General features: G+C 55.8%; 29 protein-coding genes. 18 read left to right on the top strand and 11 right to left on the bottom strand.

From position 1 onward, the window contains the following. Nucleotides 1-3: 3 nt before the first annotated feature. Complete coding sequence (locus ACXJGX_RS15300) at nt 4-612, bottom strand: PRC-barrel domain-containing protein (RefSeq protein WP_474783222.1); 609 nt, start codon at nt 610-612, stop codon at nt 4-6. Nucleotides 613-727: 115 nt separating this feature from the next. After that, entirely contained in the window at nt 728-1036 is a 309-nt protein-coding gene (locus ACXJGX_RS15295; RefSeq protein ID WP_474783220.1) for a hypothetical protein, read from the bottom strand. Nucleotides 1037-1210: 174 nt separating this feature from the next. On the opposite strand from ACXJGX_RS15295, the gene ACXJGX_RS15290 reads away from it, so the two are divergent. The 12 genes from ACXJGX_RS15290 to ACXJGX_RS15235 all read left to right on the top strand — a co-directional run bounded on the left by ACXJGX_RS15290 (nt 1211) and on the right by ACXJGX_RS15235 (nt 9693). Then, nucleotides 1211-2053 (top strand): HpcH/HpaI aldolase/citrate lyase family protein, encoded by an 843-nt coding sequence (locus tag ACXJGX_RS15290; protein ID WP_474783219.1) that lies wholly within the window; start codon nt 1211-1213, stop codon nt 2051-2053. Further along, nucleotides 2050-2595, top strand: coding sequence for an NnrU family protein (locus ACXJGX_RS15285; RefSeq protein WP_474783217.1), 546 nt, complete (start codon nt 2050-2052; stop codon nt 2593-2595). The genes ACXJGX_RS15290 and ACXJGX_RS15285 overlap by 4 nt, the downstream gene beginning before the upstream one ends. Nucleotides 2596-2598: 3 nt before the next feature. Beyond that, the gene (locus ACXJGX_RS15280) at nt 2599-2802 is read left to right on the top strand and encodes a DUF1737 domain-containing protein (protein ID WP_474783215.1); all 204 of its coding nucleotides are present in this window, start codon (nt 2599-2601) and stop codon (nt 2800-2802) included. After that, nucleotides 2799-3824, top strand: a complete 1026-nt coding sequence (locus ACXJGX_RS15275) for a MaoC family dehydratase (protein ID WP_474783213.1) — start codon at nt 2799-2801, stop codon at nt 3822-3824. The genes ACXJGX_RS15280 and ACXJGX_RS15275 overlap by 4 nt, the downstream gene beginning before the upstream one ends. 187 nt (nt 3825-4011) lie before the next feature. Beyond that, nucleotides 4012-4401: a succinate dehydrogenase, cytochrome b556 subunit gene (sdhC, locus tag ACXJGX_RS15270; protein WP_474783211.1), complete on the top strand. Its 390-nt coding sequence runs from the start codon at nt 4012-4014 to the stop codon at nt 4399-4401. Nucleotides 4402-4413: 12 nt separating this feature from the next. Beyond that, nucleotides 4414-4785, top strand: a complete 372-nt coding sequence (gene sdhD, locus ACXJGX_RS15265; protein WP_474783209.1) for a succinate dehydrogenase, hydrophobic membrane anchor protein — start codon at nt 4414-4416, stop codon at nt 4783-4785. A 19-nt stretch (nt 4786-4804) separates the two neighbouring features. Beyond that, nucleotides 4805-6610 carry a succinate dehydrogenase flavoprotein subunit gene (gene sdhA, locus ACXJGX_RS15260; RefSeq protein ID WP_474783207.1) on the top strand — a complete coding sequence of 602 codons (1806 nt, stop codon included), beginning with the start codon at nt 4805-4807 and terminating at the stop codon, nt 6608-6610. Then, on the top strand, nt 6610-6933 hold the full coding sequence (locus ACXJGX_RS15255; protein WP_474783205.1) for a succinate dehydrogenase: 324 nt from the start codon (nt 6610-6612) through the stop codon (nt 6931-6933). The genes sdhA and ACXJGX_RS15255 overlap by 1 nt, the downstream gene beginning before the upstream one ends. After that, nucleotides 6930-7223, top strand: a complete 294-nt coding sequence (locus ACXJGX_RS15250; protein WP_474783203.1) for a hypothetical protein — start codon at nt 6930-6932, stop codon at nt 7221-7223. The genes ACXJGX_RS15255 and ACXJGX_RS15250 overlap by 4 nt, the downstream gene beginning before the upstream one ends. A 42-nt stretch (nt 7224-7265) precedes the next feature. Further along, nucleotides 7266-8045 carry a succinate dehydrogenase iron-sulfur subunit gene (locus ACXJGX_RS15245; RefSeq protein ID WP_474783201.1) on the top strand — a complete coding sequence of 260 codons (780 nt, stop codon included), beginning with the start codon at nt 7266-7268 and terminating at the stop codon, nt 8043-8045. Further along, complete coding sequence (locus ACXJGX_RS15240; RefSeq protein WP_474783199.1) at nt 8038-8754, top strand: sulfotransferase; 717 nt, start codon at nt 8038-8040, stop codon at nt 8752-8754. Before ACXJGX_RS15245 ends, ACXJGX_RS15240 begins: the two co-directional genes overlap by 8 nt. A gap of 99 nt (nt 8755-8853) precedes the next feature. Continuing rightward, on the top strand, nt 8854-9693 hold the full coding sequence (locus ACXJGX_RS15235; RefSeq protein ID WP_474783197.1) for an urea carboxylase-associated family protein: 840 nt from the start codon (nt 8854-8856) through the stop codon (nt 9691-9693). On the opposite strand, the gene ACXJGX_RS15230 is transcribed toward ACXJGX_RS15235, so the two are convergent. From ACXJGX_RS15230 to ACXJGX_RS15215, 4 genes are all read right to left on the bottom strand, one after another. Continuing rightward, complete coding sequence (locus ACXJGX_RS15230; protein ID WP_474783195.1) at nt 9690-10670, bottom strand: aldo/keto reductase; 981 nt, start codon at nt 10668-10670, stop codon at nt 9690-9692. The two genes, ACXJGX_RS15235 and ACXJGX_RS15230, sit on opposite strands and share 4 nt — an antisense overlap. A 1-nt stretch (nt 10671) precedes the next feature. Next, entirely contained in the window at nt 10672-11388 is a 717-nt protein-coding gene (deoD, locus tag ACXJGX_RS15225; RefSeq protein WP_474783193.1) for a purine-nucleoside phosphorylase, read from the bottom strand. Nucleotides 11389-11468: 80 nt separating this feature from the next. Further along, entirely contained in the window at nt 11469-11798 is a 330-nt protein-coding gene (locus ACXJGX_RS15220) for an H-NS histone family protein (protein WP_474783191.1), read from the bottom strand. Between the two features lie 114 nt (nt 11799-11912). Beyond that, a complete protein-coding gene (locus ACXJGX_RS15215) occupies nt 11913-13859 on the bottom strand; it encodes a methylmalonyl-CoA mutase family protein (RefSeq protein WP_474783189.1) in 1947 nt (648 codons plus the stop codon). 135 nt (nt 13860-13994) lie between these two features. Between ACXJGX_RS15215 and ACXJGX_RS15210 the strand changes: the two genes are divergently transcribed. The 6 genes from ACXJGX_RS15210 (at nt 13995) to ACXJGX_RS15185 (ending at nt 21033) form a co-directional block, all read left to right on the top strand. Continuing rightward, nucleotides 13995-15353, top strand: coding sequence for a 1-acyl-sn-glycerol-3-phosphate acyltransferase (locus ACXJGX_RS15210; RefSeq protein WP_474783187.1), 1359 nt, complete (start codon nt 13995-13997; stop codon nt 15351-15353). Nucleotides 15354-15643: 290 nt separating this feature from the next. Then, a complete protein-coding gene (gene ccrA / locus ACXJGX_RS15205; RefSeq protein WP_474783185.1) occupies nt 15644-16927 on the top strand; it encodes a crotonyl-CoA carboxylase/reductase in 1284 nt (427 codons plus the stop codon). A 336-nt stretch (nt 16928-17263) separates the two neighbouring features. Continuing rightward, nucleotides 17264-18004, top strand: a complete 741-nt coding sequence (locus ACXJGX_RS15200) for a helix-turn-helix transcriptional regulator (protein ID WP_474783270.1) — start codon at nt 17264-17266, stop codon at nt 18002-18004. Between the two features lie 119 nt (nt 18005-18123). Further along, nucleotides 18124-18759, top strand: a complete 636-nt coding sequence (locus ACXJGX_RS15195; protein ID WP_474783183.1) for an acyl-homoserine-lactone synthase — start codon at nt 18124-18126, stop codon at nt 18757-18759. A 40-nt stretch (nt 18760-18799) separates the two neighbouring features. Beyond that, nucleotides 18800-20326 carry an ATP-dependent DNA helicase gene (locus ACXJGX_RS15190; RefSeq protein WP_474783181.1) on the top strand — a complete coding sequence of 509 codons (1527 nt, stop codon included), beginning with the start codon at nt 18800-18802 and terminating at the stop codon, nt 20324-20326. Next, nucleotides 20323-21033 carry an SDR family oxidoreductase gene (locus ACXJGX_RS15185; protein ID WP_474783179.1) on the top strand — a complete coding sequence of 237 codons (711 nt, stop codon included), beginning with the start codon at nt 20323-20325 and terminating at the stop codon, nt 21031-21033. The genes ACXJGX_RS15190 and ACXJGX_RS15185 overlap by 4 nt, the downstream gene beginning before the upstream one ends. On the opposite strand, the gene ACXJGX_RS15180 is transcribed toward ACXJGX_RS15185, so the two are convergent. From ACXJGX_RS15180 to ACXJGX_RS15160, 5 genes are all read right to left on the bottom strand, one after another. Further along, complete coding sequence (locus ACXJGX_RS15180; protein WP_474783177.1) at nt 21030-21782, bottom strand: TIGR02186 family protein; 753 nt, start codon at nt 21780-21782, stop codon at nt 21030-21032. The genes ACXJGX_RS15185 and ACXJGX_RS15180 overlap by 4 nt on opposite strands. Further along, on the bottom strand, nt 21779-22693 hold the full coding sequence (locus ACXJGX_RS15175) for a sulfite exporter TauE/SafE family protein (RefSeq protein WP_474783175.1): 915 nt from the start codon (nt 22691-22693) through the stop codon (nt 21779-21781). Before ACXJGX_RS15175 ends, ACXJGX_RS15180 begins: the two co-directional genes overlap by 4 nt. A gap of 133 nt (nt 22694-22826) precedes the next feature. Next, nucleotides 22827-23633 carry a purine-nucleoside phosphorylase gene (locus ACXJGX_RS15170; RefSeq protein ID WP_474783173.1) on the bottom strand — a complete coding sequence of 269 codons (807 nt, stop codon included), beginning with the start codon at nt 23631-23633 and terminating at the stop codon, nt 22827-22829. Further along, complete coding sequence (locus tag ACXJGX_RS15165) at nt 23617-24582, bottom strand: ABC transporter permease (protein WP_474783171.1); 966 nt, start codon at nt 24580-24582, stop codon at nt 23617-23619. Before ACXJGX_RS15165 ends, ACXJGX_RS15170 begins: the two co-directional genes overlap by 17 nt. Then, nucleotides 24583-25005, bottom strand: coding sequence for a hypothetical protein (locus ACXJGX_RS15160; RefSeq protein ID WP_474783169.1), 423 nt, complete (start codon nt 25003-25005; stop codon nt 24583-24585).

Here is a 25005-nt window from a genome sequence, read left to right as displayed (position 1 = left end):
CGATTAAGATTCTTCGTACTCTGGCATCGCTTTCAGCGCTTCTTCTGTGTAGTCTACGTATACTACGACGTCGGCATCAGCGTTCGCTTGGAACAGGGCCAAGTCAGAAAATGGTACTGCGACTGGCTTTTCGCCCAGACCCAGGAAACCACCTACGTCGATGATCGCGGCTTCGGCTTCACCTGTTTCAGACATCAAGATGGTGCTGATTTCACCAATTTCTTCATCGTTCATGTCATAAACGACCGCGCCTTCGATTTCGGCAGTTGTCATCAATGTCAGGTCGGCGGCAACCAGTTCACCGTTTTCGATGCGTGGGCTTGTGATCGCGTCGTTCATATCAGCGAACATGTCATGTGCGCCGTCTTTCATGTCGGAACCAGCTTCAGCGATCGCGTCGCCTGTCGCTTCTGCACCTGCTTCGATGTTGTCGCCCGCTTCAGCAAGCGCGTTGCCAGCATCATCCAACAGGTCTGTTTCAGCATTTACATCAGCTTGTGCGGACATTTCAGTGTCTGCGGTGACATCGGCGTCTGTCGACAATGTCGTCTGCGCAAAAGCAGATGTGCCAACAAGAAGTGTCAGGGCGGTTGTTGTCATAAAGTGTTTCATCTTCGTATCCTTTTCACTGTGTGATGGCGTGGGCAACATCGTCGCCGTGCCTTGTGATGAGAGAACGAGATGGACGCACTTCGGTTGCATGAAAAAGAAAATATTTTTGAAAAAGTTACACTGGTTGCCCTGACGCGGTGATATTTTGTGATATGTATTCAAAGGCTTGACCTGCTGCAACCAGACATGTCGGCGCGCCCGGTGCTGTCGCCGTGATTGTCCAGCTTCCTGAATCCATTGCCACGAATATTTCGACGACGGTATTGTCGTGGGCCAAAGCGATAGAGTGACGGCGTTCGCCAAATTGCGTGGCCAGTCGTTCAACCACTGTCGCATGATCTGCGCAGGTTTGCGCGTTGACGTGATTGGCGGCCAGCATCATGGCGCCGATCCCGAATGACATAAGAAATAGGTTATTGTTCATCAGCGATACCTTATTTCATCAGGTTAAATCTGATGATGACTTTGCCAGCGTGAGTACGAAAAATTGGTTAACACACCGTAACGGCGCCTCGAATGCCGCAGTGCGGCAAATTTGACCTTGAAGTATCGTTCAATATCTGGGCAGTATTTCGCAACTTTATTGCGAGGACATCACATGCACACCCGCCCTTACCGTTCTGCTTTGTACATCCCCGGGTCCAAAGATCGCGCTTTGGACAAGGCACGCACATTGGCCGTGGATGTCATTCTGTTTGACCTGGAGGATGCAGTTGCGCCCGATGCAAAGGTCGCGGCACGCGCCACATTGTCTGCGGCCCTGACCGAAGGTGGCTATGGTCCGCGGCTAAAAATCGTGCGGATGAACGGGTTGGACACGGACTGGGGGGCAGATGATGCTGCGGCGATTGCTGCCATGGTCTGTGATGCGGTGCTTTTACCCAAAGTAAACAGTGTGGCTGACGTGGATGCCTTGGCGGCGCTAGTGCCCGATTTGCCGATTTGGGCGATGATGGAAACCCCGCAGGGCATATTGAATGCCGCCAGCATTGCGGCGCACCCGCGGGTGGCGGGGTTTGTGTTGGGGACCAATGACCTTGCCAAAGACCTGAATGCGCGCGGACGTGCGGCGATGATCACGTCGCTCCAGCTTTGCTTGCTTGCGGCCAAGGCGGCTGGGATTGTCGCGCTGGACGGCGTTTATAATGCGTTCAAGGACGAAGACGGATTGCGCACAGAGTGCACCGAGGGTCGCGATATGGGGTTCGATGGCAAAACCCTGATACACCCTGCGCAGATTGAAATTGCGAATGCGACCTTTGGCCCAACCGCCGAGGACATTGACCTTGCGCGTCGCCAAATCGACGCCTTTACCGCCGCAGAGGCCGAAGGGCAGGGGGTCGCCGTTGTCGATGGCCGCATCGTTGAGAACTTGCATATCGTCACCGCACGCGCGACTTTGGCCAAAGCTGAAGCTATCGCCGCATTGGAGCGCATATGACACTTATTCTTCTTGGCCTGATTCTGTGGTCAGGCAGCCATTTCTGGAAACGTCTTGCCCCTGCGCACCGCGCCGCGATGGGCGATAAGGGCAAATTGGTTGTCACAGTCGCGTCGATTGCCGGGATCGTGCTGATGGTCATCGGGTATCGCATGGCCGATACGACGTTCTATTGGGGCCGGTCGCCCGCGCTGACTGGCATCAATAACCTAATGATGTTGCTGGCGTTCTACCTGTTCGCCGCCAGCGGGTCCAAGGCGCGCATAACGCAATATATCCGCCACCCGCAATTGACAGCTGTAATGATCTGGTCCGTGGCGCATTTGCTGGTCAACGGCGACACGGCGTCGTTTGTGTTGTTTGGCGGCATGCTGGTTTGGGCCTCGTCCGAGATACAGTTGATCAACCGCGCTGCGCCCGACTGGACGCCCGCCCACGACACTCCGATCAAAAAAGAAATCACAGCCGTGGTGGCGACCTTTGTGGTGTTTGGCGTTGTCGCCGGCATCCACATTGCGCTGGGCTATAACCCGTTTGGATAAGACATGAAAATTTATCGCTTATTAACAGAAGATGACACATCAGCGTTTTGCCACAAGGTATCGGATGCCCTGTCAAAGGGCTGGGAATTATACGGTAGCCCCACGTATGCGTTTGATCAGGCCAATGGCGTCATGCGCTGCGGCCAAGCCGTGACCAAGGATATCGAAACACCTTACACACCTGAGATGAAGCTGGGGCAACAATGACCAAAACCAACGCAGGCCGGTTTTTTGAAGATTACGCAGTCGGCGATGTGATCACACATGCCGTCCCGCGCACGATCAACATGGGAGAGCGGGCGCTGTATCACGCCCTTTATCCCGCCCGGCATGCGTTGCATTCGTCCGACCGATTTGCGCAAACCTGTGGCCTGCCGTTCAGCCCGCTGGACGACTTGGTCACGTTTCACACTGTGTTTGGCAAGACTGTTCCGGATATATCACTGAACGCGGTGGCCAACCTTGGCTATGCCGAGGGGCGCTGGATCACGCCACTGTGGCCCGGTGACACGATTACCGCCACATCAGAGGTGATTGGCGTCAAGCAGAATTCAAACGGGAAAAGCGGTGTGGTTTGGGTGCGGACCACCGGGCGCAATCAGCGCGATGAGGTGCTGATGACCTATGTGCGTTGGGTCATGGTCCGCAAACGGGGCGATGACCCGGCGCCGGAACCTGTTCTGCCGGTTTTGGCGGATGCGGTGGCGCCACAGAACCTTGAGATTCCAAAGGGTCTGGATTTCAGCAACTATGATTTTGCGCTTGCTGGCGAACCGCATCGCCTGTCGGATTATGCCGTGGGCGAGGTGATTGACCACGTGGATGGTGTCACGATCGAAGAGGCAGAGCATATGCTGGCCACCCGCCTGTGGCAGAACACAGCCAAGGTGCATTTTGACGCGACCCAGCGTCCAGACGGCAAGCGGTTGATCTACGGTGGGCATGTGATTTCTCTTGCGCGCGCCCTGTCGTTTAACGGGCTGGCGAACGCGCAGATGGTGGTCGCGCTGAACGGCGGTGCGCATGCAAATCCTTGCTTTGCAGGGGATACCGTGCGGGCATGGTCAGAGGTGCTGGATACAGCAGATGTGGACGCGCCGGGTGTTGGTGCGATCCGGCTGCGCCTTTTGGCAACCAAGGGCGCGGCAGGCGTTCTGCGAGGCGAGGATGGCAAATATCATCCCGATGTCCTGCTGGATCTGGATTATTGGGCATTGATGCCTGAGTAAATCAGTCGGGCCCTGTTTTGTGATCACATAAAAATTTACTGTGATCACAAAGCGGATTATTTGCACTGATGCGGCGCTTTTTCACAGCTTATACATCTTAGTTTGCGTGACTCTTGGCCAAGAGTCGTGCAAAAAGAACATAAATGGCGCGACCGAAACGGCAGCCTAGCCAAAAAAGGAAACATGCATGGCCGACGAAAAACAGGACAACCGTCCGCTGTCACCGTTCATGATTGGGCAGTATTACCGCCCACAGTGGACCTCGATGACGTCGATTTTTACACGTATCACTGGCCTGTCGTTGCTGGTCTCTGCGTTGATGATCGTTTGGTGGTTTGTGGCCGCTGCAACTGGACCTGACGCTTTTGCCACCGCAAACGGGTTTCTGACCAGTTGGTTCGGTGATCTGGTGTTGTTCTTGTCTACGTGGGCGATGTGGTACCACCTGTTATTCGGTGTCCGCCACCTGATTTGGGATTCGGGCCGGATGCTTGAGGTCGATCAATCCGAACTTTACGCACAGGCTGCGTTGGTTGTGTCTGTCTTGCTGACGATCTTCGTCGCAATCGTTCTATAAGGGAGGCGGATCATGGGATTTATCACTGACCGTAAGCGCGCCGAAGGCCTGGGTTCTGCCAAAACAGGCACGGAACATCACTGGCATATGATGATTACATCTGTGGCGCTACTGCCACTGGTGATCATGTTTATCTTTTCATTCGGCGCGATCCTCGGGTCACCCTACGAAGACGTGCTGGCCTATTACCAGCGCCCCTTCCCGGCGATCATCGCGATCCTGACCTTGCTGGTGGGGTTCACCCATTTTGCAAACGGTGTGCGCGCCACGATTGAAGATTACACCGGTGGAATGACGCGCAAAGCGCTGATCATTGGCACCACCTGTTTGTCCTACGCTGCTGCCGCCTTTGCGATCTTCGCAATCGTGCGCATCGCCCTTTAATTCCCCGGAGCATCAAGTCATGGCTGCATACGAATACGAAACCCATACCTATGACGCGATTGTCGTGGGGGCAGGTGGTGCCGGGCTGCGCGCAACACTTGGTCTGGCCGAACAGGGCCTGCGGACGGCGTGTATCACCAAAGTTTTCCCGACACGGTCGCATACCGTTGCCGCTCAAGGCGGTATCGCCGCGTCCCTTGGCAACATGGGGCCCGATAGCTGGCAGTGGCATATGTATGACACGGTCAAAGGCTCTGACTGGCTGGGTGACACTGACGCGATGGAATATCTGGCGCGCGAGGCACCGAAAGCGGTGTACGAGCTGGAACATTACGGCGTGCCTTTTTCGCGGACTGAAGAAGGCAAGATTTATCAGCGCCCGTTTGGCGGCCATACCACTGAGTTCGGCGAAGGGCCGCCCGTGCAGCGCACCTGTGCCGCCGCCGACCGCACCGGCCACGCGATTTTGCACACGCTTTACGGGCAGTCACTGAAACAGCAGGCCGAGTTCTATATCGAATATTTCGCGCTGGATCTGATCATGTCGGACGATGGCGTGTGTCAGGGTGTGATCGCATGGAAGCTGGACGATGGTACCATGCATGTGTTCAACGCTAAAACGGTTGTTCTGGCCACAGGCGGCTATGGCCGTGCGTATTTCAGCGCCACGTCTGCCCATACCTGTACGGGTGACGGTGGTGGCATGGTTGCCCGTCAAGGGTTGCCATTACAGGATATGGAATTTGTCCAGTTTCACCCCACGGGCATTTACGGCGCAGGCTGTCTGATCACCGAAGGCGCGCGCGGCGAAGGTGGGTATTTGACCAACGCGGCGGGTGAACGTTTCATGGAACGCTATGCGCCCAACTACAAAGACCTCGCGCCACGCGATTATGTCAGCCGCTGTATGACGATGGAAATCCGCGAAGGCCGCGGTGTGGGCGCCAATGCCGACCACATCCACCTGAACCTGAACCACCTGCCCAAAGAAGCATTGGCCGAACGCCTGCCGGGCATTTCTGAATCGGCCAAGATTTTCGCGGGCGTGGACGTGACCAAAGAACCGATCCCGGTTCTGCCGACGGTTCACTATAACATGGGCGGCATTCCTACCAATTATTATGGCGAGGTGCTTAATCCGACTGCTGCAAATCCGAACGCCGTTGTTCCCGGCCTGATGGCTGTGGGTGAAGCGGGCTGCGCGTCTGTGCACGGTGCCAACCGTCTTGGGTCGAATTCGTTGATTGACCTTGTGGTGTTTGGGCGTGCTGCGGCGATCCGCGCGGGTCAGGTTGTGGACCGCAAGGCGCCAAATCCAACGCTTAACCAAAAATCGGTTGATACTTGTTTTGACCGTTTTGACGGGTTGCGTCATGCAAAGGGCAACATCGCAACGGCAGATCTGCGCCTTGAGATGCAAAAAGCCATGCAGGCCGATGCGGCTGTGTTCCGCACCGATAAAACCTTGCAAGAAGGTGTTGAGAAGATGACCGCCATCGCGGGTAAGATGGATGACCTGAAGGTCACCGATCGCAGTCTTGTCTGGAACTCTGACCTGATGGAAACGCTAGAGCTGACCAACCTGATGCCAAACGCGTTGGCCACGATTGTTGGCGCCGAAGCGCGCAAGGAAAGCCGCGGCGCCCACGCCCACGAAGATTACGCCACCCGTGATGACGTCAATTGGCGCGTGCACACAATCAGCCGTGTGGATGGCAATAAAGTAACGCTAAGCCATCGTCCCGTTATCACCACGCCGCTGACCACCGAAGCCCAAGGCGGCATTTCTGAGGCAAAAATCGCACCAAAAGAAAGGACGTTCTAATGCGTCTGGCTTTTGCTGCTGGCATCGCGACGCTGGCGCTGTCTGGTTGTATGACCAATCTGGGCCCCCAAAGTGATGCGCTGGCGCGCGTTGCTGCAAAGGGTGTTGTGAATAGCGTTGTACAAACCAAATTTCCGGGTGTGGATGCTGCACCCGTCACGGACTGCATCATCGATAACGCGTCCGGTCCAGAAATTGTCACCATCGCGCAAGCGGCCGTTGTGGGCATGACACCCGCAACAAACGATTTGGTTGTGAAGATCGCGCAACGGCCAGACACATTACGTTGCACCGCCAGTAACGTTTTTGGGGTGTTGCTATGATGCGGTGGGCGGCGTTTACCTGCGTCGTTTTGATGGCTGGCTGTGAAACAACACCGCCCACACCAGAAGAGGCCGCGCAGCGTTGCGAAGAGCGTGCGCAAGCGGCCCAAGCACCGACAGGCGGCGTCACAGTGGGCGTGAATAATAAAACAGGCGTATCAACCGGCATTAACATCGGGCTGTCGGCTGACCTGTTAAGCGGGCGCGACCCGTTGGAAGTTTATGAAAGCTGCGTCATCGAATTGACCGGCCAATTGCCTATTCGGCCTGCAAGGCTGCGGGCGCTCTAAGAAATTTCGGGGCATTGCGCCCCTATCGGAAGGAACATCACAATGGTGCAACTGACACTCCCTAAAAATTCCCGGATGACCGTTGGGAAGACATGGCCGAAACCCGAGGGCGCAACCAATTTGCGCAAGGTGCAGGTTTACCGCTGGAACCCCGATGATGGCAAAAATCCGGCGTTGGATACCTACTTTATTGATATGGACACCTGTGGTCCGATGGTTCTGGACGCGCTGATCAAGATCAAGAACGAGATTGACCCAACGCTGACGTTCCGTCGGTCGTGCCGTGAAGGTATTTGTGGGTCTTGCGCGATGAATATCGACGGGATCAACACGCTGGCCTGTATTTATGGCATAGATGAAATCAAAGGCGATGTGAAAATCTATCCGTTGCCGCATATGTCGGTCGTCAAAGATCTGATTCCCGATCTGACCCATTTTTATGCGCAGCATGCGTCTGTCATGCCTTGGCTTGAGACAAAGACAAACCGCCCCGCCAAAGAATGGAAGCAGTCGATTGACGACCGTAAAAAGCTGGACGGCCTGTATGAATGTGTGATGTGCGCTTGTTGCTCGACGTCTTGCCCGTCGTATTGGTGGAACGGCGATCGCTACCTAGGGCCAGCCGCCTTGCTGCATGCTTATCGCTGGATCATTGACAGCCGTGACGAAGCCACGGGCGAGCGTTTGGACAATTTGGAAGACCCGTTCAAGCTGTACCGCTGTCACACGATTATGAACTGCGCCAAGACATGCCCCAAAGGCCTGAACCCCGCCAAAGCAATCGCCCATATCAAGGGCATGATGGTGGAACGTGTTGTCTAAAAAAATTACTTCGCGTGAGCAAAGCTCCCAGGTAACTGGGGGTGATCGCCCTAAGGTTTTTGTTATAGGCTTTAGTAAAACTGCGACAACGACGATCCATAAGTTCTTTGCGAATTCTGGTTATAATTCTGTCCACTGGGATTTGGCCGATGGTCGGTTTTTAGCCGGCGTCGTCGTCACAAACGTACTAAGCGGGCGTCCAATACTCGCGACTATTGATGATTTTGATGTGTATTCAGAGTTTAGTTACGCTGATGGCAAACTTTATCTAGAGGCAAACTACTTTTTTGAAGAACTGTATGGTGAATACCCTGACGCGTATTTTCTGCTGAATACGCGGGACACTGACAGTTGGGTAGCGTCGCGCAAACGGCACTTTGGCAGGAACATAAAGGCTCGTGGCGCTTTACACGAACGTATTGGACGTGCTTATGGCGTTTCAGAAGTTGAGACAGAACAAATATGGCGTTCATACAAGCCCGCTTTTCACAAGCGAGTAACAGATTTCTTTTCGAGCCGTAAAGATGCACGGTTTCTTGAATTCGATATCGTAAATGATTCAGTTGAGCAGTTGATAACATGGCTAAAACCACACTATTCACTGGCACCAGAATTATGGTCGGCAGAAAATGTCACTGCGGAGCAAGAAAAAATTAGAAGGCTGCAAAGAAATCCATTCGCGCGTTTGCTTAGAAAACTGGCCCGTTAACCGCTGTCGGTTGTAGATGCGAAGTTCAGGAACATTTGAATCGCGCACTCTCTCAGGTTTTCTCTTGTGTGATGCGTGATATCGGTGTGTGCTAAATGAATGACCAATTCTCCAGATGATGCTGACGTGCGCCGGGCGATCCCGCCCGTGATTTGTTATCCGACTGAAACCCTGCCTGCACCTGATATGTTACTTTATACGGCGGCGCGCGAGGCGGTGACTGCAGTGGACGATGTGATTGTACCACCCCGTGATGCCGCCGCTATTATTGTCCCTGCCGGACATTTTCTGCGTATTCATTCCATCGATGGTCCACAGGTGGGTGATTTAAACCTGTTCAATGTGCACGACCTGACAGAACGGTTCTATTCAGGAAAGACGCGCGCATTGCACGGCAGCCACGTCAGTCGAGGGGATCGGTTGTGGTCATCGTTTCCCAGCTTGCGCCCGATGGCGACCGTGACATACGACACGCTGCAGTGGTACGGGATCGATGATTTTGGTGGGGCCGTGCATGACGTGATTGGCACCCGGTGTGATCCTTACACCGGGCGACTGCTGTCGGGGGTGGATTATCATCATTGTTGCCATTCTAACCTGACCCGCGCCTTGGCAGCCCATACGGGGCTGTCATTGGACGCCGCTGAACCGTTGGTCCATGATGTGTTGAATGTGTTTATGTGTACCGGTTTCACCCGTGACACCGGCCAATACTTTATGAAAGCGAGCCCGGTGCGCCCCGGCGATTTTATCGAGTTGTTCGCGGAAATTGACCTGCTTGCAGTCCTCAGCGCCTGCCCCGGAGGAGACTGCGGCGCACAGCACTCAAGCGATGCCGCCCCATGCTATCCGTTGCGGATGGAAGTATTAAAGCCCGCCAATTTAGCCGGATGGGTAACGCCAAAGGTGAACCCGTATGGCCGCAGCCACGGAGCCTAGCAATATCGCTCGATCGTTCGCATCTGATCGGCTGAATACCGGTCCCCGTGCGCGAATCCCGCCGGAAGAATGCGGGCGATGTCTTGCAGGTCTTCAGCAGAAAGTGTGATCGCATCCGCCCGTGCCCATTCATCGAGATGCACCGCAGTCCTTGTCCCCGGGATCGGGATCAGGTGATCGCCTTGCGCCAAAACCCATGCAAGCGCGGTGCTGGCGACCGACCAGCCGCGTGCGCGTGCAAAGGCCTTGAACGGGTCTATCAGCGCCTGATTGCGTGGGTAATTGTCGGTTGAAAAGCGGGGGATCTGCCTGCGAAAATCGCCCGCGCCCATTGTGGCCGTGTTCGGGTAGGTGTCGCTGAATACACCCCGCGCCAAAGGCGAGAAGGGGACAAATCCAACACCCAGTTCTGCCGTCGTTTGCAGCAAGCCCAATTCCGGCTGCCGGGTCCAAAGTGAATATTCGCTTTGGACAGCGGTGCAGGGCTTTTCGGCGTGCGCCCTGCGCACCGTCGCGGGTGAAACCTCGGACAGGCCGTAACCGCCGATCAGCCCTTCCTTGATCATCATCCCCAGCGCGCCGGCCAGATCTTCGATCGGGACCGAAGGATCGCGGCGGTGGATGTAGTAAAGCGCGACGTGATCCAGACCCAGCCGCTGCAGCGACCCTTGCAGTTCTGCGCGCAGGTAATCCGGGCGGTTATTGACCGGGTATAGCGGGTCACGGACGATGCCGCCCTTGGTTCCGATCACCATGTCGTGCTTGCGTGGATGCTGCCAGCCCCTGATGACGGTTTCCGAACGCCCCGCGCCATAGACGTTGGCGGTGTCAATGAATGTGATACCATGGTCCACCGCGGCATCAAGACAGCGGTGGCTCGTTGCCGTGTCGGTATCCCCAAAGGCCCCGGCAAAGCTCATGCAGCCTAGACCGATGGCGGACACGGTGGGGCCGTTGCCCAATTTGCGGGTTTTCATGTTACGCGGCCGCGGGCGCAAAAGCGGCTTCGAGAGCGATTTCAACCATGTCCCCAAAGGACCGTTCGCGATCCTCGGCGGGCAGGGCTTCGTGTGTGATCAGGTGGTCGCTGACGGTCAGGATCGCCAGCGCACGACGACCGTGGCGTGCGGCCAGATTGTAAAGCTCGGCAGCCTCCATTTCGACACCAAGAATGCCGTGCCGGATCATTTGTTCATTCAGGTCGGGCCGTTCATCGTAAAACACGTCTGACGAATAGATGCCACCGACATGGGTCGGCACCCGTTTTGCGGATGCTGCTGCGTGGGCCGCAGCGAGCAGTCCGTAATCAGCGCAAGGTGCAAAGTTCAGTTCTTTGAAAATCCCGCGTGATGGTGTGGACAGTGTTGATGCGGTCATCGCAAGAATGACGTCGCGGATACCAACGTGGGTTTGCATCCCGCCGCAGGATCCGATTCGGATCAGGGTCTGGACGTCGAAATCTTTGATCAATTCATTTGCATAGATCGACAAGGATGGCATGCCCATTCCAGAGCCTTGGATCGTCACCGGATGGCCGCGCCACGTGCCCGTAAACCCCAACATGCCGCGCACCTGATTGATGCAGCGCGCATCGTCAAGGAACGTTTCCGCAGCCCATTTCGCCCGGTAAGGATCGCCGGGCATCAAAACGGTCGGGGCGATATCGCCTTTTTCGGCGCCGATGTGGATGGTCATTCTTTGTCTCCTGATGCTTTTGACTGCAGCTTATGCCGCCAGTTTAAAAAGAGGGAGAGAAGAATGACCGCCCCGCATCTTTAGATTTCCATCGCGTCGGGTGACTTGCCCGCCGCAATCGCGGTTTTGAACCATGCGGGCTGACGCCCTTTGCCGGTCCAGGTTTGATTTGCATCATCGGGGTTGCGGTATTTAGGGGCAGCAGAGGTTTTAACCCCTGCCTTCCCTTTGCGGCCATTCGTGCTGCCTGTGATTTCAGCGAGCGAAAAACCATAGGCTGCAACTGCCTTTTCGGCGGCGGCTAGGGCGGCTTTCTTTTCTTTTTCAGCAAGCGCGTTCAACGCAAGGTCGATATCAGATTTCAAAGATAGCAGTTCGTTTCGCGACATTTCAGATAGATCAGTTTTCATAAAATTCTCCCAAGCTATGGCAATGAAATAGCTTTGACTCGGTTAAACGGAAATGTAAAACCGACTGATCCTGTCTAAAAAGACATTTTTATTAGAAGACACATTAGCGCAGGTTTAGCTGTCAAACATTGTGACAATGTCGCTCATGATTTTATTCAATTCAAAGTTTTTGGGTGTGTAAACCTGTGCTACTCCCATTTCGCGCAGCGCCCGCGCATCGTCTTCCGGAATGATTCCGCCGGCCACGACGGGAATTGTCATTCCTTCCGTCGCCAGTTTTTCCATGACCGCTTGCACGAGCGAGATGTGTGAACCTGACAGAATCGACAGCCCGATGATATGGGCCTGATTTTCGCGTGCAGACTCCACGATTTCATCGGGGGTCAGTCGGATTCCGTCATATGCGATCTTCATGCCGCAGTCGCGTGCGCGGGCCGCGATTTGTTCTGCGCCGTTCGAGTGACCGTCGAGCCCCGGTTTTCCAACAAGAAAGGTAAGCCTGCGCCCGAGTTTGTCACTGACCCGGTCCACCTGTTCACGCAGGTCATCAAGCCCTTCGGTCCGATTTGACTGTGCATCACTAACGCCCGTTGGGGCGCGATACTGGCCGAAAACGGCGCGAATGACGTCGGACCATTCGCCAGTTGTGACGCCTGCGCGTGCACAGGCGATTGACGGAGGCATGATATTGCTGCCGTCTTGGGCGGCTTGGCGCAGGGCGGCGATTGCCTTGGCGACTGCGGCACCGTCGCGGTCTTGTTTCCACGCCTTTAGGCGGCCTAACTGGTCGGCCTCGGCCTTTGGGTCGGCGACCATGATGGCGTCATCGCCTGCCGTCAGGGGTGATGGTTCGCCCGCCTGCCATTTGTTAACGCCGACCACTGTCGTTGCACCTGATTCAATGCCCGCGATCCGGGCGGCGTTACTTTCGACAAGGCGCGATTTCATATAGCCGATGGCCTGCACCGCGCCGCCCATTTTATCGATTTGCGCCAACTCGGCACGGGCGCCTTCTTTCAGGCTAGCGACTTTGCGGTCAATTGCCGGATTGCCGTCGAAAAGATCGTCGAATTCCAAAAGATCCGTTTCATATGCCAGAATTTGCTGCATCCGAAGCGACCATTGCTGGTCCCACGGACGCGGTAGACCCAATGCTTCGTTCCAGGCGGGCAATTGCACGGCGCGGGCGCGGGCGTTTTTTGACAAGGTGACAGCAAGTGTTTCAAGCAAAATGCGGTAGACGTTGTTTTCCGGCTGCTGTTCCGTCAATCCAAGCGAATTCACCTGCACGCCATAACGGAAACGGCGGTATTTCGCGTCTTCTACCCCGTAGCGGGTTGCGCATATTTCGTCCCACAATTCAACAAAGGCCCGCATTTTACAAAGTTCGGTCACAAACCGAATACCGGCATTTACGAAAAACGAAATGCGGCCCACCATTGCAGGGAAATCGTCGGCGGGGACTTTGCCTTGCAGGTCATCCAGCACGGCGGTCGCGGTGGCCAGCGCAAATGCCAATTCTTCCTCTGGTGTCGCTCCGGCCTCTTGAAGGTGGTATGAGCACACGTTCATCGGGTTCCATTTCGGAAGATGTTCGCGGGTATAGGCGGCGACATCGGTGATCATGCGTAATGACGGCGCAGGCGGGCAAATATAGGTGCCACGCGACAGGTATTCTTTGATGATGTCGTTTTGTACGGTGCCTTGCAGGGCGCTGATGTCGGCGCCTTGTTCTTCGGCGACGGCAATATACAGCGACAACAGCCATGGTGCGGTTGCGTTGATCGTCATGGACGTATTCATCTGATCAAGCGGAATATCGGCAAACAGCGCACGCATGTCACCCAGATGGTTCACCGGCACCCCGACTTTGCCGACTTCGCCTTTGGCCAGGACGTGGTCACTGTCATACCCGGTTTGGGTCGGTAGATCGAAAGCAACCGACAGCCCGGTCTGTCCCTTTGCAAGGTTGCCGCGATAAAGCGCGTTTGACGCAGCGGCGGTAGAGTGCCCGGCGTAGGTCCGAAATAGCCAGGGGCGGTCTTTCTGCGGTTGCGTCATGTCGATACTCCGATTTTAACAGCGCAACTAAATTACGCATTTGTGACATTATCGGATATTTTGTGGCGCTGTCAATTCGCTGCGTTGCGGCATGACGGGATTTACGCGGCGCGCATTCCCTGTCAGGTTCACGCGATGACGCAAACCATTTCAATGCCACTGTGGGCCTTTGCCCTGATCATCTTGTTCGCGGCAGTGACCTTTGCGTCGCATTTCTTGTTTCCGTCAGTGCGCTGGTTCTTTCGCAAGCGCGCAGAACGGGTCATTGCGCAGGTCAATCAGCGTCTGCAGCGCCCGATAGAGCCGTTCAAGCTGGCGCGCCGATATGACATGATCCAGCGCCTGATTTATGACCCCGAGGTCACGCAAGCGATTGTGGATTATGCCCGCAAAGAAAATGTTCCCGAAAACGTGGCGTTTGAAAAAGCAAAGAGTTACGCCCGCGAAATTGTACCATCATTTTCGGCAACGGCTTATTTCAGTATCGGGATCAGATTGGCGCGGTGGCTGTCAAAGTCGCTCTATCGGATCCGGCTGGGCACTTTTGACCGCAAGCGACTAGCCGACATTGATCCGGACGCCGCCGTGGTTTTTGTCATCAACCATCGCAGTAATATGGATTATGTATTGGTGACCTATCTTGCGGCCAATGCGGGCGCGCTGTCATATGCCGTGGGCGAGTGGGCGCGGGTTTGGCCGCTTTCACCGATCATTCGGGCGATGGGCGCATATTTTATTCGCCGCAAATCGCGTGGTGCGCTGTATCGCAAGGTACTGGCCCGCTACGTTCAGATGGCGACACGTGGCGGTGTGAGTCAGGCAGTGTTCCCTGAAGGCGGTCTAAGTTTGGACGGCAAAATGGCGGAACCGCGCGTTGGACTGCTGAATTACATCATCGACGATTTTGACCCATCGGTGCGCGAAGTAATCTTTGTGCCTGTGGCGCTGAACTATGACCGCGTACTCGAAGATACGATTCTGATTGCCGCGGACAGGTCTGGCACGCGTCGGTTTCGCCCGTCGCTGTGGTCGATTGTCGTGCGCGTGTTGCGTCATGTCTGGCTACGGGTGACGCGCCGGTTTGATACATTCGGCACTGCTTCCGTCAGCTTTGGTGCGCCACTGGAACTGTCCAAGTTCCGCGATGCGACGTCGGGTGACCTGACCAACGCGGTCGCCGCCGAACTAAAGAGCCGGATCATGCAGGTCATTCCTGTGCTTGGGGTGCCGATCGTCGCCTATGCGCTGACCCATGAGGGAGTAACCAGCAAAGCAGTGTTGGTCGCCACCGTAGAAGACAGGCTGACGGCGCTGAAGCAGCGGCGTATGCCATTGCCGCGTCGTCCCGCCGAAGAAATCGTGTCAGAGGCGTTGGACCGGTTTGCCACGCGCGGTTGCGTTGTTGTTACGGGCGATCAAATCGAAGTAACGGCGGTCGGGCAGGGCATTTTAACTTATTATGCGAACTCCATTTCGCATCATTTTGTAGACTGACGTCCACCTGCCGCCAGCGCGGCACAGGTGTTCCCCCGTGGGCGGCATTGCTGCCACGATCTCGCTATCCGCCTACATTTACCGCCCGCAGGTTGCATTGTGTTGCCATAATATCGATGGCGCTATGGCAACATGTCGGGCTCAGGAAATTTACGCTGCGACGCGGCAGACATAAAATTACAAAAAAGAACGTCAAGTTGTTGCATAATTGCGCTGCGGATATTATTCATCAGATACGCGCCGATTCTGCGGCGCAGCAATTTACATGGATTTCAGCGATGGAGACCCGGATGCCCCTAGACCAGAAAACTGCCCAAGCCGCGCCACAAAAGGCGCTTTACGAGGTTGGTGAACTGCCGCCTCTGGGGCATGTTCCAGCACAAATGTATGCGTGGACTATCCGCCGTGAACGGCACGGCGAGCCTGAAAAGGCGTTTCAGATCGAAGTCGTGGATACGCCGCTGCCCGACAGCCACGAAGTTCTGGTGTTGGTTATGGCCGCCGGTGTGAACTATAACGGGGTTTGGGCGGGGCTTGGCATTCCGATCAGTCCGTTTGACGTCCACGGTGCGGATTACCACATTGCGGGGTCTGACGCTTCTGGGATCGTCTGGGCCGTCGGCGACAAGGTAAAGCGGTGGAAGGTGGGCGACGAAGTTGTCATTCACTGCAACCAGGACGACGGCGACGATGAACACTGCAACGGTGGCGACCCAATGTTTTCCGAAAGCCAGCGCATTTGGGGGTACGAAACCCCGGATGGATCTTTTGCACAGTTCACCTGCGTTCAGTCACAGCAGCTGATGCCGCGCCCCAAGCACCTGACTTGGGAAGAAAGCGCGTGCTACACGCTGACATTGGCGACCGCATACAGGATGTTGTTTGGCCACCATCCCCATGAATTAAAACCCGGCCAGAACGTCCTTGTTTGGGGCGCGTCTGGTGGACTGGGATCTTATGCGATCCAGTTGATCAACACTGCTGGGGCAAACGCAATCGGCGTCATCAGTGACGAATCCAAGCGTGATTTTGTCCTGTCCTTGGGGGCCAAGGGGGTCATTAATCGCAACGATTTTAATTGCTGGGGCCAAATGCCGACGGTCAATACACCCGAATATAAAACGTGGTTCACCGAGGCGCGGAAATTCGGCAAGGCAATTTGGGAAATCACCGGCAAAGGCAATAACGTTGATATCGTTTTTGAACACCCCGGTGAGGCGACATTCCCGGTTTCGACATTTGTCTGCAAACGTGGCGGGATGGTTGTAATTTGCGCTGGTACGACGGGTTATAACCTGACGCTCGACGTGCGCTACATGTGGATGCACCAGAAACGCCTGCAAGGAAGCCACTTTGCGAACCTGAAACAGGCGAGTGCGGCAAACCAACTTATGATTGAACGGCGTCTTGATCCATGCATGTCAGAGGTCTTTACTTGGGAAGAAATCCCTGCTGCGCACACAAAAATGCGTCGTAATGAGCATAAGCCGGGAAATATGGCCGTCCTTGTCCAGTCGCCTGTTGCTGGGTTGCGGTCCTATGACGACGCATTAGAGAACGCGCGCAACCGTTAAGGATCGTATTCGTGCTGGAAAACGGTTTCAGATAAGAAAAAAACTTCATACCCCCCATTTTTGGGGAGTATGAAGTTTTGGCGTTCTATTTCATACTACAAATGTGAGCCTTGATGATCATCAAGCATTAGTGATTGAATAGAGAGACCAGTATGGGGCATGATTGGATTATCGACGTACTAGCCGATTTGAAGAGATTTGCGAATACGAATGAGCTACACATGCTGGCAGCGCAGCTTGAAAATACTGCGTTAGTTGCATCATCGGAAATCGCGGCGACGCGGGATACCGCGTCTCTCATGAACAGGGGGGACTGCGCTGAAACTCGACAGCTTTCTGGAATGTTTGGGGCAAGCAGACGCGTTTGAGCAGATCCAAGATCTGGTTGTTGGGTTGCGCGATCAATTTGGCGTTGATCACGTCGTTTATCACTGGGTCAGTTCGAACGGCGGGCAATACGGGTTTGGCACCTATGACCCGGTATGGGCGCAACGCTATGTCGAGCAGGATTATATCCGGATAGACCCTGTCGTTATCGGGTGCTTTCAAAGGTTTCACCCGATTGATTGGCGCGATCTGGACTGGCGATCAAAGCCTGCTAGAAATTTCCAAAAGGATGCGATTGAACACGGTATCGGCACCCAAGGATTGTCGATCCCCATTCGCGGACCAAATGGCCAATTTGCGTTGCTGTCAGTATCCCACACGTGTGACGATGACGCATGGACCGACTTTATCGAAGGCAATCAACGCGATTTGATTTTGGTCGGGCATTACATGAACCGTAAGGCGCTTGAACTTGAACAGAAGCGGGCACCGGAACCGTTCCGGCAGCTTTCTCCCCGTGAAATTGATGCGCTGACCTACCTGGGTGTGGGGCATAGTCGTAGCAAAGCGGCGGTGTTACTCTCTATTTCGGAACATACGCTGCGGGCCTACATCGAAAGCGCCCGCTTCAAGTTAGGCGCGATGAATACAACACATGCCGTCGCGCGCGCGGCCACGCTGGGGTTGATTATCGTGGGTGGAAGCGCACCAGAAGCCAAAGGCGACTGGCCCGGCCGCAACGGCAGTTGAATCGCTTCGCACGTAAAATCCTTAAATTTTGGTTAACTGACCGAGCGCGTGATTAACGAATTGCGCCGGTTCGCATGCCTACCCTTGAGCATCGATAATTGCTCAGAGGGAATAAAACCATGCTGCGTTACATCTATGGCAATGACCTGCATCATTGCCCTGTTTTACAAGATACCATGCACCGCGATCGTGCCGTTCAGTTCTCCGAACGCCTGAAATGGGCCGTGACGGTTGATGACAAGGGCTGGGAGCGCGACGAATATGATGCCATGAACCCGCTATACGTTATCTGGCAAAATCAGGACGGGACGCACGGCGGGTCGATGCGATTTTTGCCAACAAGCGAACGCACGATGGTCAACGACCATTTTGGCCACCTGTTAGGCGGTCACGAGATTTGCAGCCCGCTGATTTGGGAATGCACCCGATTTGTTCTGGGCGCGCAGGCGACACCGCAAGTCGCGGCCGCCATGATGCTGGCCGGTGGCGAATTGATGCGTGCTTTTTCATTGACACATTTGTTGGGTGTTTTCGACCCGCGCATGGTGCGCATTTACGCGATGATCGGCGCATCGCCCGAGGTATTGGGCAGCACCGGCGAAGGACGGGATAAAATTAGTGTCGGCTTGTGGCCTTATCGACCCGAGGACCGGGTGCGGGTTTTGCGCCGGGCCGGGCTGTCTTCGGAAATTTCGGAACATTGGTTCGATCGCTCGTTCGGCCGCTCTATACAACAGATGCAAAAGGTCGCCTAAGCCACTGGTCCCGCCGCGACGGTCCAGATACTGTCGCGGCATGAATGCACCCGTGATTACATTTTCCGAAGATCAGGCCGAGGCCTGGGACAACGTTGCAACCATCCTGCGCCAATCCGGCGTGGATTTGGACGATAGCCTGCTGACCCCACCGATGTCGGATGTGTCATCTGTGCTGGCCGTGATCGGCAAGGCGGGGTCGGGCAAAACCATGCTGCTGGCCAAGCTGTATAAAGCGCTGGAAGAGGCGGGCGTTGATATCATTTCCGGCGATTGGGAAGGGCGCAAACGCAAAGACCGCCGGACGCTGGCGATTTTGGCGCCCACCAACAAGGCCGCCAGCGTGCTGCGCAATCGCGGCGTACCAGCGACCACCATCCACCGGATTTTGTACACACCGGTGTATGACCCTGAATACGAAAAGGTCGCTGAATGGCTTGCGGGTCAGGGCGACCGACCCGAAATCGAAGGGCTGACTGACATCGCCCTTGATCGTGCTTTTGCATCATATCAGATCAACAAATCCATTCCGGCGGCTCTGGCGGCGGCCGGTCTGCGCGGGAGCGATTTCATCACCGGCTGGAAGCGCCGTGAAGAGCCGCTTGATATAGGGTTTGTTGATGAAAGTTCGATGCTGGACGCCAAGCAGTTCGAAGATCTGAAAGAAATTTTTCCGACCCTCATTTTGTTCGGGGATCCTGCACAGTTGCCGCCGGTGCAGTCGTCGGGTGGGATGGTCTTTGAAACCCTGCCTGAAAAACGCGTACTTTCGCTGAACCGTATCCACCGTCAGGATGCGGGAAATCCGATCCTTGATCTGGCACACGCGCTGGCCGATCCACAGCTGGATTTTCAAGCCTTTGAACGCATGGTCGAAGACGCGGCGAAAACCGATGAACGCGTGGTGATGGCGCAGCGCGTCGAAGCGGATTTGATGGCGCGGTCGCCTTGTCTGGTTTGGCGCAATGCCACCCGCATCCGGCTGATCCACGCGTTCCGCGGCGCGTTTGGTGCGCCTGTCGACGAATTGCTAGCGGGCGAGCCGTTAATCTGTGACGGGATCGAACTGCCTGTGAAACACCGCAAAAAGCGGCTCGATCTTGAGGCGCGCGGTTTGATCAAGGGCGCGCAGGTCATCTACATGGGGCCAGGCAAGCGCCCCGGATTTTCCAAACTGCATGTGATCGGGGCGGAGGAGCCGCAAGTTGGTGTCGCAAGCATTGTGAAAATCGAACAAGAGGGCGACGCGGAACCGTTCATTCCCTTTGCGGCCCGTATGGGCGCCACGTTTTTGCACGGTGCGGCGGTGACGATTCACAAAGCGCAGGGGTCGCAGTGGGATACTGTGCAGGTTTTTGCACCCGACATCTATGCCGCAAGCCGTATGGGCCGGATCGAGGCAGGGCAACCGTTATGGAAACGTCTGACTTATGTGGCGATTACGCGCGCGGAAACGCAGTTGCGTTGGGTGGTGCGCAACCGTCTGTCGCGTCCAAGCGGGGTGTTACGCATTGATGACCTAGAGGTGCCGGTCGCGCCGCTGGAATTAAAAAGCGAGGATGCATGAAAACGATTATGATCACCGGCGCGAGCAGTGGAATTGGGCGCGTCACAGCGGATTATTTTCTGGGGCATGGCTGGCGCGTTGGTTTGATCGCGCGACGCGCAGATGAACTGGCGACGATTGCCGGGGCGCATGCGGTTCCCTATGCCTGTGATGTGACCGACGAAGCCACGGTTGATGCGGCCTTTAATGATTTCGGTCATTTGGATGTTTTGTTTAACAACGCGGGTATGTTTGGGCCACAAACGACGATTGATCAGATCAGCTTAGCAGACTGGCAGCGCGTTGTGGATGTGAACCTGACGGGGATGTTTGTGTGCGCGCGGGCCGCGTTCCGGCAGATGCGGCATCAAACGCCACAGGGCGGGCGGATCATCAATAACGGGTCAATTTCGTCACATAGCCCACGCGAAGGGTCAATCTGTTATACGACGACGAAACACGGCGTGTCTGGCCTGACCAAAACGCTGAGCCTCGATGGCCGTGCGTTTCACATTGCTTGCGGGCAGATCGATATTGGGAATGCGCGGACCGAAATGGTGAGCGGCCTTGAACAGGCCCGCGCGGCGCAAGGGCTCGATCCGCTGCCAACGATGGCTGTGGACGATGTCGCAAGATCGGTATTTCATATGGCGTCATTGCCGCCAGAGGCCAATGTGCAGTCCATGATGGTGATGGCGACGACCATGCCGCATATCGGTCGCGGTTAGCGGCGGATGAAGCTGAAAATCGCAGATGCGCCCCATCCCGACGCGATCGCGATCGCAAGAGACATGAGGCCATAAAGCAGCGCCTGATCTTGGGCGAGGTTATAAAGCCAGCGTTCCAAGCCCACCTTATGCACCGGGATTTCAGTGACGTATTCGTCGATCACCCGGCCATCACGGGTCAAAAAGATACGCGCCTCGTAAATGCCTTCGGTCAGGTTGGCCGGCAATGTGATCGCCGTGCGAAACAACGTGTCCTGATCAAGCCCCACCGCGCCCTCTAGCCGCTGATACAATCCTTCGTTGGTCCGAATGCGGATCAAGGCATTCATAAATGCCACGCTGTCGCTGACCTGACCACCGATCGCCTTGATCGTGCGCGGGGTTGTAATGCGGTATTGTAAATCTTCGACATGGTTCAAGACGTCACGCATCGGTGCGGACGTGGCGACGGCATAGAATGACGGGGCGGCGTCCACTTCGACAGTGTCGGTATTGACCCAGATGCCCAAACGGCGGTCTTTGCGCCAAATATCGACAGGCACATCAGGCCCTGAAATGGTCACGATGACGCCAAGCGCGCTGTCATTCGGAATCGGTGTTTCGCGCCGGATCGCCCCAAAAACAAGGATTTCGGACCCATCAAAAGACGCTGTGATCCCGACCTGATCGCGCGACAGCCCCAAGACAATTTCTTCTTGTGCTTGCGCGGGCAGGGCGATGGCCAAAAGGAGGGCAATCAGGCGGATCATGGCAGGCCCACCGTCAACGAATATAGTTCGGTCGGGTGCACCAACAGATCAAACGCGAGCTTGATACAAACACCCAGCACCAGCATCGCCAGAAGAATCCGCAGCTGTTCCGCCTTCATCCTGACCCCGATACGGGTGCCGAATTGTGCGCCAATCACACCGCCGATCAGCAGCAGTAGCGCAAGAACGACATCAACGGTGTGGTTGGTGGTGGCGTGTAAAACGGTGGTGAACCCCGCAACAAAGATGATTTGAAACAGCGATGTGCCGATCACAACCTTGGTTGGCATCCCCAGAAGGTAGATCATCGCGGGGACCATGATGAAACCGCCACCAACGCCCATGATCGCGGCCAAAACCCCGACGAAAATACCAACAAGTAAGGGCGGGATGACCGAGATATAGAGACCGGACACCCGGAATTTCATCTTAAGCGGAAGGTTATGCACCCAGTTGTGTTTGCGTCGGACAGGGCGCGCGCCCGGGCGATTGGCCCGCCGGATTGCGTTCAAGCTCTCGACAAACATCAGGCTGCCGATGACGCCCAGAAACAGTACATAACAAAGCTGCACCAACAGATCGACTTGGCCAAGGGACCGCAAATAGTTGAATAGCAAAACCCCAAGCGCAGAGCCGACTAATCCGCCGATCAGAAGGACGGTGCCCATCACCATGTCGACAGTTTTGCGTTTGAGATGTGCAAGCAGCGCCGAAAACGAAGACGCGACCACTTGGTTTGTGCTGGTCGCCACGGCTACGGCCGGCGGAATGCCGATAAAGAACAGGAGCGGGGTGATCAAAAACCCGCCGCCCACGCCAAACATGCCCGATAAAATACCGACCAGACCGCCGATTCCTAACAGAAGAAACGCGTTCACCGAGACTTCGGCGATGGGGAGGTAAACTTGCATGAACAGATCCAGGCGCTTGTGCCAGTATGCGCACCAAACCGCGTTCCCCGCACAGTGTCAAACGCTTGCACAGATATTATGCGCATGCGGTGCCGAATTGCCCAGTTGACGCTATCTAACGCCGATGCCCGGACTATGCTTGCGCCTTCAGAAACGCACGCAGCACTTTTTCCAATTTTGCGGCGCCGATGGGGGCCATCGCTTTCGTATGTTCGTGGCTGATGGATTCGTTGCTCATCCCGGCTGCCATGTTGGTGATCGTGCTGATCGCAGCGGCCCGCAGTCCAAGGAACCGCGCAAGAATCACTTCGGGTACCGTGGACATGCCAACAGCATCCGCGCCCAGCATCTTGATCGCCCTGATTTCGGCGGGCGTTTCAAAAGATGGCCCTGAATACCATGCATAGACGCCGTCAGCCATGTCGACCCCTGCTGCATCTGCCGCAGCCCGCAGTGCGCTGCGCATCGCGGGGTCGTAGGCGTCTTTCATCGGGACAAAGCGCGCGTCGGTCGGTTCGCCGATCAGCGGGTTCAACCCTGAAAAGTTGATGTGGTCAGACAGGCACATGATCGATCCTGTCGGCATAGCAGGCTGCATTGACCCGGCCGCGTTGGTTGCGATGACCCTGTCAGCGCCCAATGCGCGCAGCACCTCGAGCGGCAGGCGCATCGCATCGGGTTTGCCGTTTTCATAGTAATGCGCGCGGCCCCCAAAAACCGCGACACGCACGCCTTCAAGATCGCCTATCACAAGGTTTGGATTATGGCCGGACACGCCCGCATGGGGAAACCCAGGCAGGTCGCCATAAGGAATTGCAACGCCATCGACAGTGTCAGCAATATGCCCAAGACCAGACCCAAGGATCAGGCCGATCTGTACCGGCGCATCGCCAGCGATGGCCTGAATTTGGGTGGCAAGTGCATCAGCGTTCTTTGACATAAGCTTCGCCTCCTGCTTTGGGTCCAGTCGCCTTGCCGACAAAGCCGGTTAGTACAACAACCAAAATAAAGGGCAAAACGTCCAGAAGCTGCGCGTTTAAGGCAAACCCGATCACCCGCTCAACCACGTCAGACCGCAGTGCCATGGCTTGAAGGAAGCCAAACAGCAGGCACGAATACAGCGCATACCACGGCCGCCATTTTGCAAAGATCAAGGCGGCAAGGGCGATATAACCGCGTCCGGCGCTCATGTCTTTGGTGAAACTGGCTTGCAGGGCGGTTGCGAGGTAGGCACCCGCGATACCGCAAAGCACGCCGCAGATCGCCACGGCGGCATAGCGCAGGCCAACAACCGAAACACCAGCCGTATCAACCGCCGCCGGGTTTTCACCCACGGCGCGCAGGCGAAGGCCGAAACGGGTGCGATAAAGAACCCACCACGTAAGCGGCACCATCAGCAGGGCGACATAGACAAGGATCGTATGACCCGAAATCAGTTCGTAATAGATATCCCCAAGAATTGGCACATCGCGCAGCTGTTCCGCGAAAGGGAGCGTGATCGGATTAAACCGTGCGCCACCGGCCAGTTGCGGTGTACGTCCGCCTTGTTGGAACCAGCTTTGGGCGACAACAACGGTAAGGCCCGCCGCAAGAAAATTAATCGCGACGCCCGAAATTAATTGATTGCCGCGAAAGGTGATCGACGCCAACCCGTGGATAATGGACAGAACCATCGACGCACCGATGCCCGCCAAAAGCCCCAGCCAGACGTTGCCTGTGACAGATGCTATGGCTGCCGACAAAAATGCCGCCGCCAGCATCTTACCCTCTAACCCGATGTCAAAAATACCGGCCCGCTCGGAATAAAGGCCGGCCAGACAGGCCAGCAAAAGCGGGGTCGCCAGACGCAGGGTTGCGTCCAGCATTTGCAAGAGGGTCGAAAAGTCCATTTAGGCAACTTTCTCCATCAGGAACGGGAAGAGGGCGAAGAAACGATCTGCGACCTCGGGGTTTTGGCGCAGGGCGTCTTCGGCCTCGGCTTGGGTGATATCCACCGCCTGCGTTTTGTCGCGGCGCAAAAAGAATTGCAGCCCCAGCATCGCGTCGAAACGATCATCGGTGATAAACGGATCATGCGGGATGCGGCGCATCACGGCCTCATTGGGGCGAAACACGCTTGCGGGTTTTTTCAGCGCAAGCAAGGCCACCAGATGCGGCGGCACATCACCGTTGGGCGTTTGCGCGATCACGTGGTGAATCCACATGTGGAGTTCGTCCATCGTGATCATACCAAGCGCGAGACAACTGAGCACAAAGCCCAGATCTGCGCCGGTGTCGTCATCGACACCTATTTTAAAAGGTCCTGCCATCAT

This window comes from Yoonia sp. SWMV100 (genome assembly GCF_056108365.1).
The sequence above is the reverse complement of the archived record's forward strand: the minus strand, read 5'-3'. Positions and strand labels throughout refer to the sequence as shown.

Excerpts from the sequence above, each read along its gene's own strand:
- ACXJGX_RS15275 (WP_474783213.1), top strand. The coding sequence starts at position 2,799 with ATGACCAAAACCAACGCAGGCCGGTTTTTTGAAGATTACGCAGTCGGC.
- ACXJGX_RS15280 (WP_474783215.1), top strand. The coding sequence starts at position 2,599 with ATGAAAATTTATCGCTTATTAACAGAAGATGACACATCAGCGTTTTGC.
- ACXJGX_RS15210 (WP_474783187.1), top strand. The coding sequence starts at position 13,995 with ATGACGCAAACCATTTCAATGCCACTGTGGGCCTTTGCCCTGATCATC.
- sdhA (WP_474783207.1), top strand. The coding sequence starts at position 4,805 with ATGGCTGCATACGAATACGAAACCCATACCTATGACGCGATTGTCGTG.
- ACXJGX_RS15180 (WP_474783177.1), bottom strand. The coding sequence starts at position 21,782 with ATGATCCGCCTGATTGCCCTCCTTTTGGCCATCGCCCTGCCCGCGCAA.
- sdhC (WP_474783211.1), top strand. The coding sequence starts at position 4,012 with ATGGCCGACGAAAAACAGGACAACCGTCCGCTGTCACCGTTCATGATT.
- ACXJGX_RS15250 (WP_474783203.1), top strand. The coding sequence starts at position 6,930 with ATGATGCGGTGGGCGGCGTTTACCTGCGTCGTTTTGATGGCTGGCTGT.
- ACXJGX_RS15300 (WP_474783222.1), bottom strand. The coding sequence starts at position 612 with ATGAAACACTTTATGACAACAACCGCCCTGACACTTCTTGTTGGCACA.
- ACXJGX_RS15190 (WP_474783181.1), top strand. The coding sequence starts at position 18,800 with ATGAATGCACCCGTGATTACATTTTCCGAAGATCAGGCCGAGGCCTGG.
- sdhD (WP_474783209.1), top strand. The coding sequence starts at position 4,414 with ATGGGATTTATCACTGACCGTAAGCGCGCCGAAGGCCTGGGTTCTGCC.
- ACXJGX_RS15245 (WP_474783201.1), top strand. The coding sequence starts at position 7,266 with ATGGTGCAACTGACACTCCCTAAAAATTCCCGGATGACCGTTGGGAAG.
- ACXJGX_RS15175 (WP_474783175.1), bottom strand. The coding sequence starts at position 22,693 with ATGCAAGTTTACCTCCCCATCGCCGAAGTCTCGGTGAACGCGTTTCTT.
- ACXJGX_RS15165 (WP_474783171.1), bottom strand. The coding sequence starts at position 24,582 with ATGGACTTTTCGACCCTCTTGCAAATGCTGGACGCAACCCTGCGTCTG.
- ACXJGX_RS15160 (WP_474783169.1), bottom strand. The coding sequence starts at position 25,005 with ATGATGGCAGGACCTTTTAAAATAGGTGTCGATGACGACACCGGCGCA.
- ACXJGX_RS15215 (WP_474783189.1), bottom strand. The coding sequence starts at position 13,859 with ATGACGCAACCGCAGAAAGACCGCCCCTGGCTATTTCGGACCTACGCC.
- ACXJGX_RS15285 (WP_474783217.1), top strand. The coding sequence starts at position 2,050 with ATGACACTTATTCTTCTTGGCCTGATTCTGTGGTCAGGCAGCCATTTC.
- ACXJGX_RS15255 (WP_474783205.1), top strand. The coding sequence starts at position 6,610 with ATGCGTCTGGCTTTTGCTGCTGGCATCGCGACGCTGGCGCTGTCTGGT.
- ACXJGX_RS15220 (WP_474783191.1), bottom strand. The coding sequence starts at position 11,798 with ATGAAAACTGATCTATCTGAAATGTCGCGAAACGAACTGCTATCTTTG.
- ACXJGX_RS15170 (WP_474783173.1), bottom strand. The coding sequence starts at position 23,633 with ATGTCAAAGAACGCTGATGCACTTGCCACCCAAATTCAGGCCATCGCT.
- deoD (WP_474783193.1), bottom strand. The coding sequence starts at position 11,388 with ATGACCATCCACATCGGCGCCGAAAAAGGCGATATCGCCCCGACCGTT.
- ACXJGX_RS15290 (WP_474783219.1), top strand. The coding sequence starts at position 1,211 with ATGCACACCCGCCCTTACCGTTCTGCTTTGTACATCCCCGGGTCCAAA.
- ACXJGX_RS15230 (WP_474783195.1), bottom strand. The coding sequence starts at position 10,670 with ATGAAAACCCGCAAATTGGGCAACGGCCCCACCGTGTCCGCCATCGGT.
- ACXJGX_RS15235 (WP_474783197.1), top strand. The coding sequence starts at position 8,854 with ATGACCAATTCTCCAGATGATGCTGACGTGCGCCGGGCGATCCCGCCC.
- ACXJGX_RS15295 (WP_474783220.1), bottom strand. The coding sequence starts at position 1,036 with ATGAACAATAACCTATTTCTTATGTCATTCGGGATCGGCGCCATGATG.
- ccrA (WP_474783185.1), top strand. The coding sequence starts at position 15,644 with ATGCCCCTAGACCAGAAAACTGCCCAAGCCGCGCCACAAAAGGCGCTT.
- ACXJGX_RS15195 (WP_474783183.1), top strand. The coding sequence starts at position 18,124 with ATGCTGCGTTACATCTATGGCAATGACCTGCATCATTGCCCTGTTTTA.
- ACXJGX_RS15185 (WP_474783179.1), top strand. The coding sequence starts at position 20,323 with ATGAAAACGATTATGATCACCGGCGCGAGCAGTGGAATTGGGCGCGTC.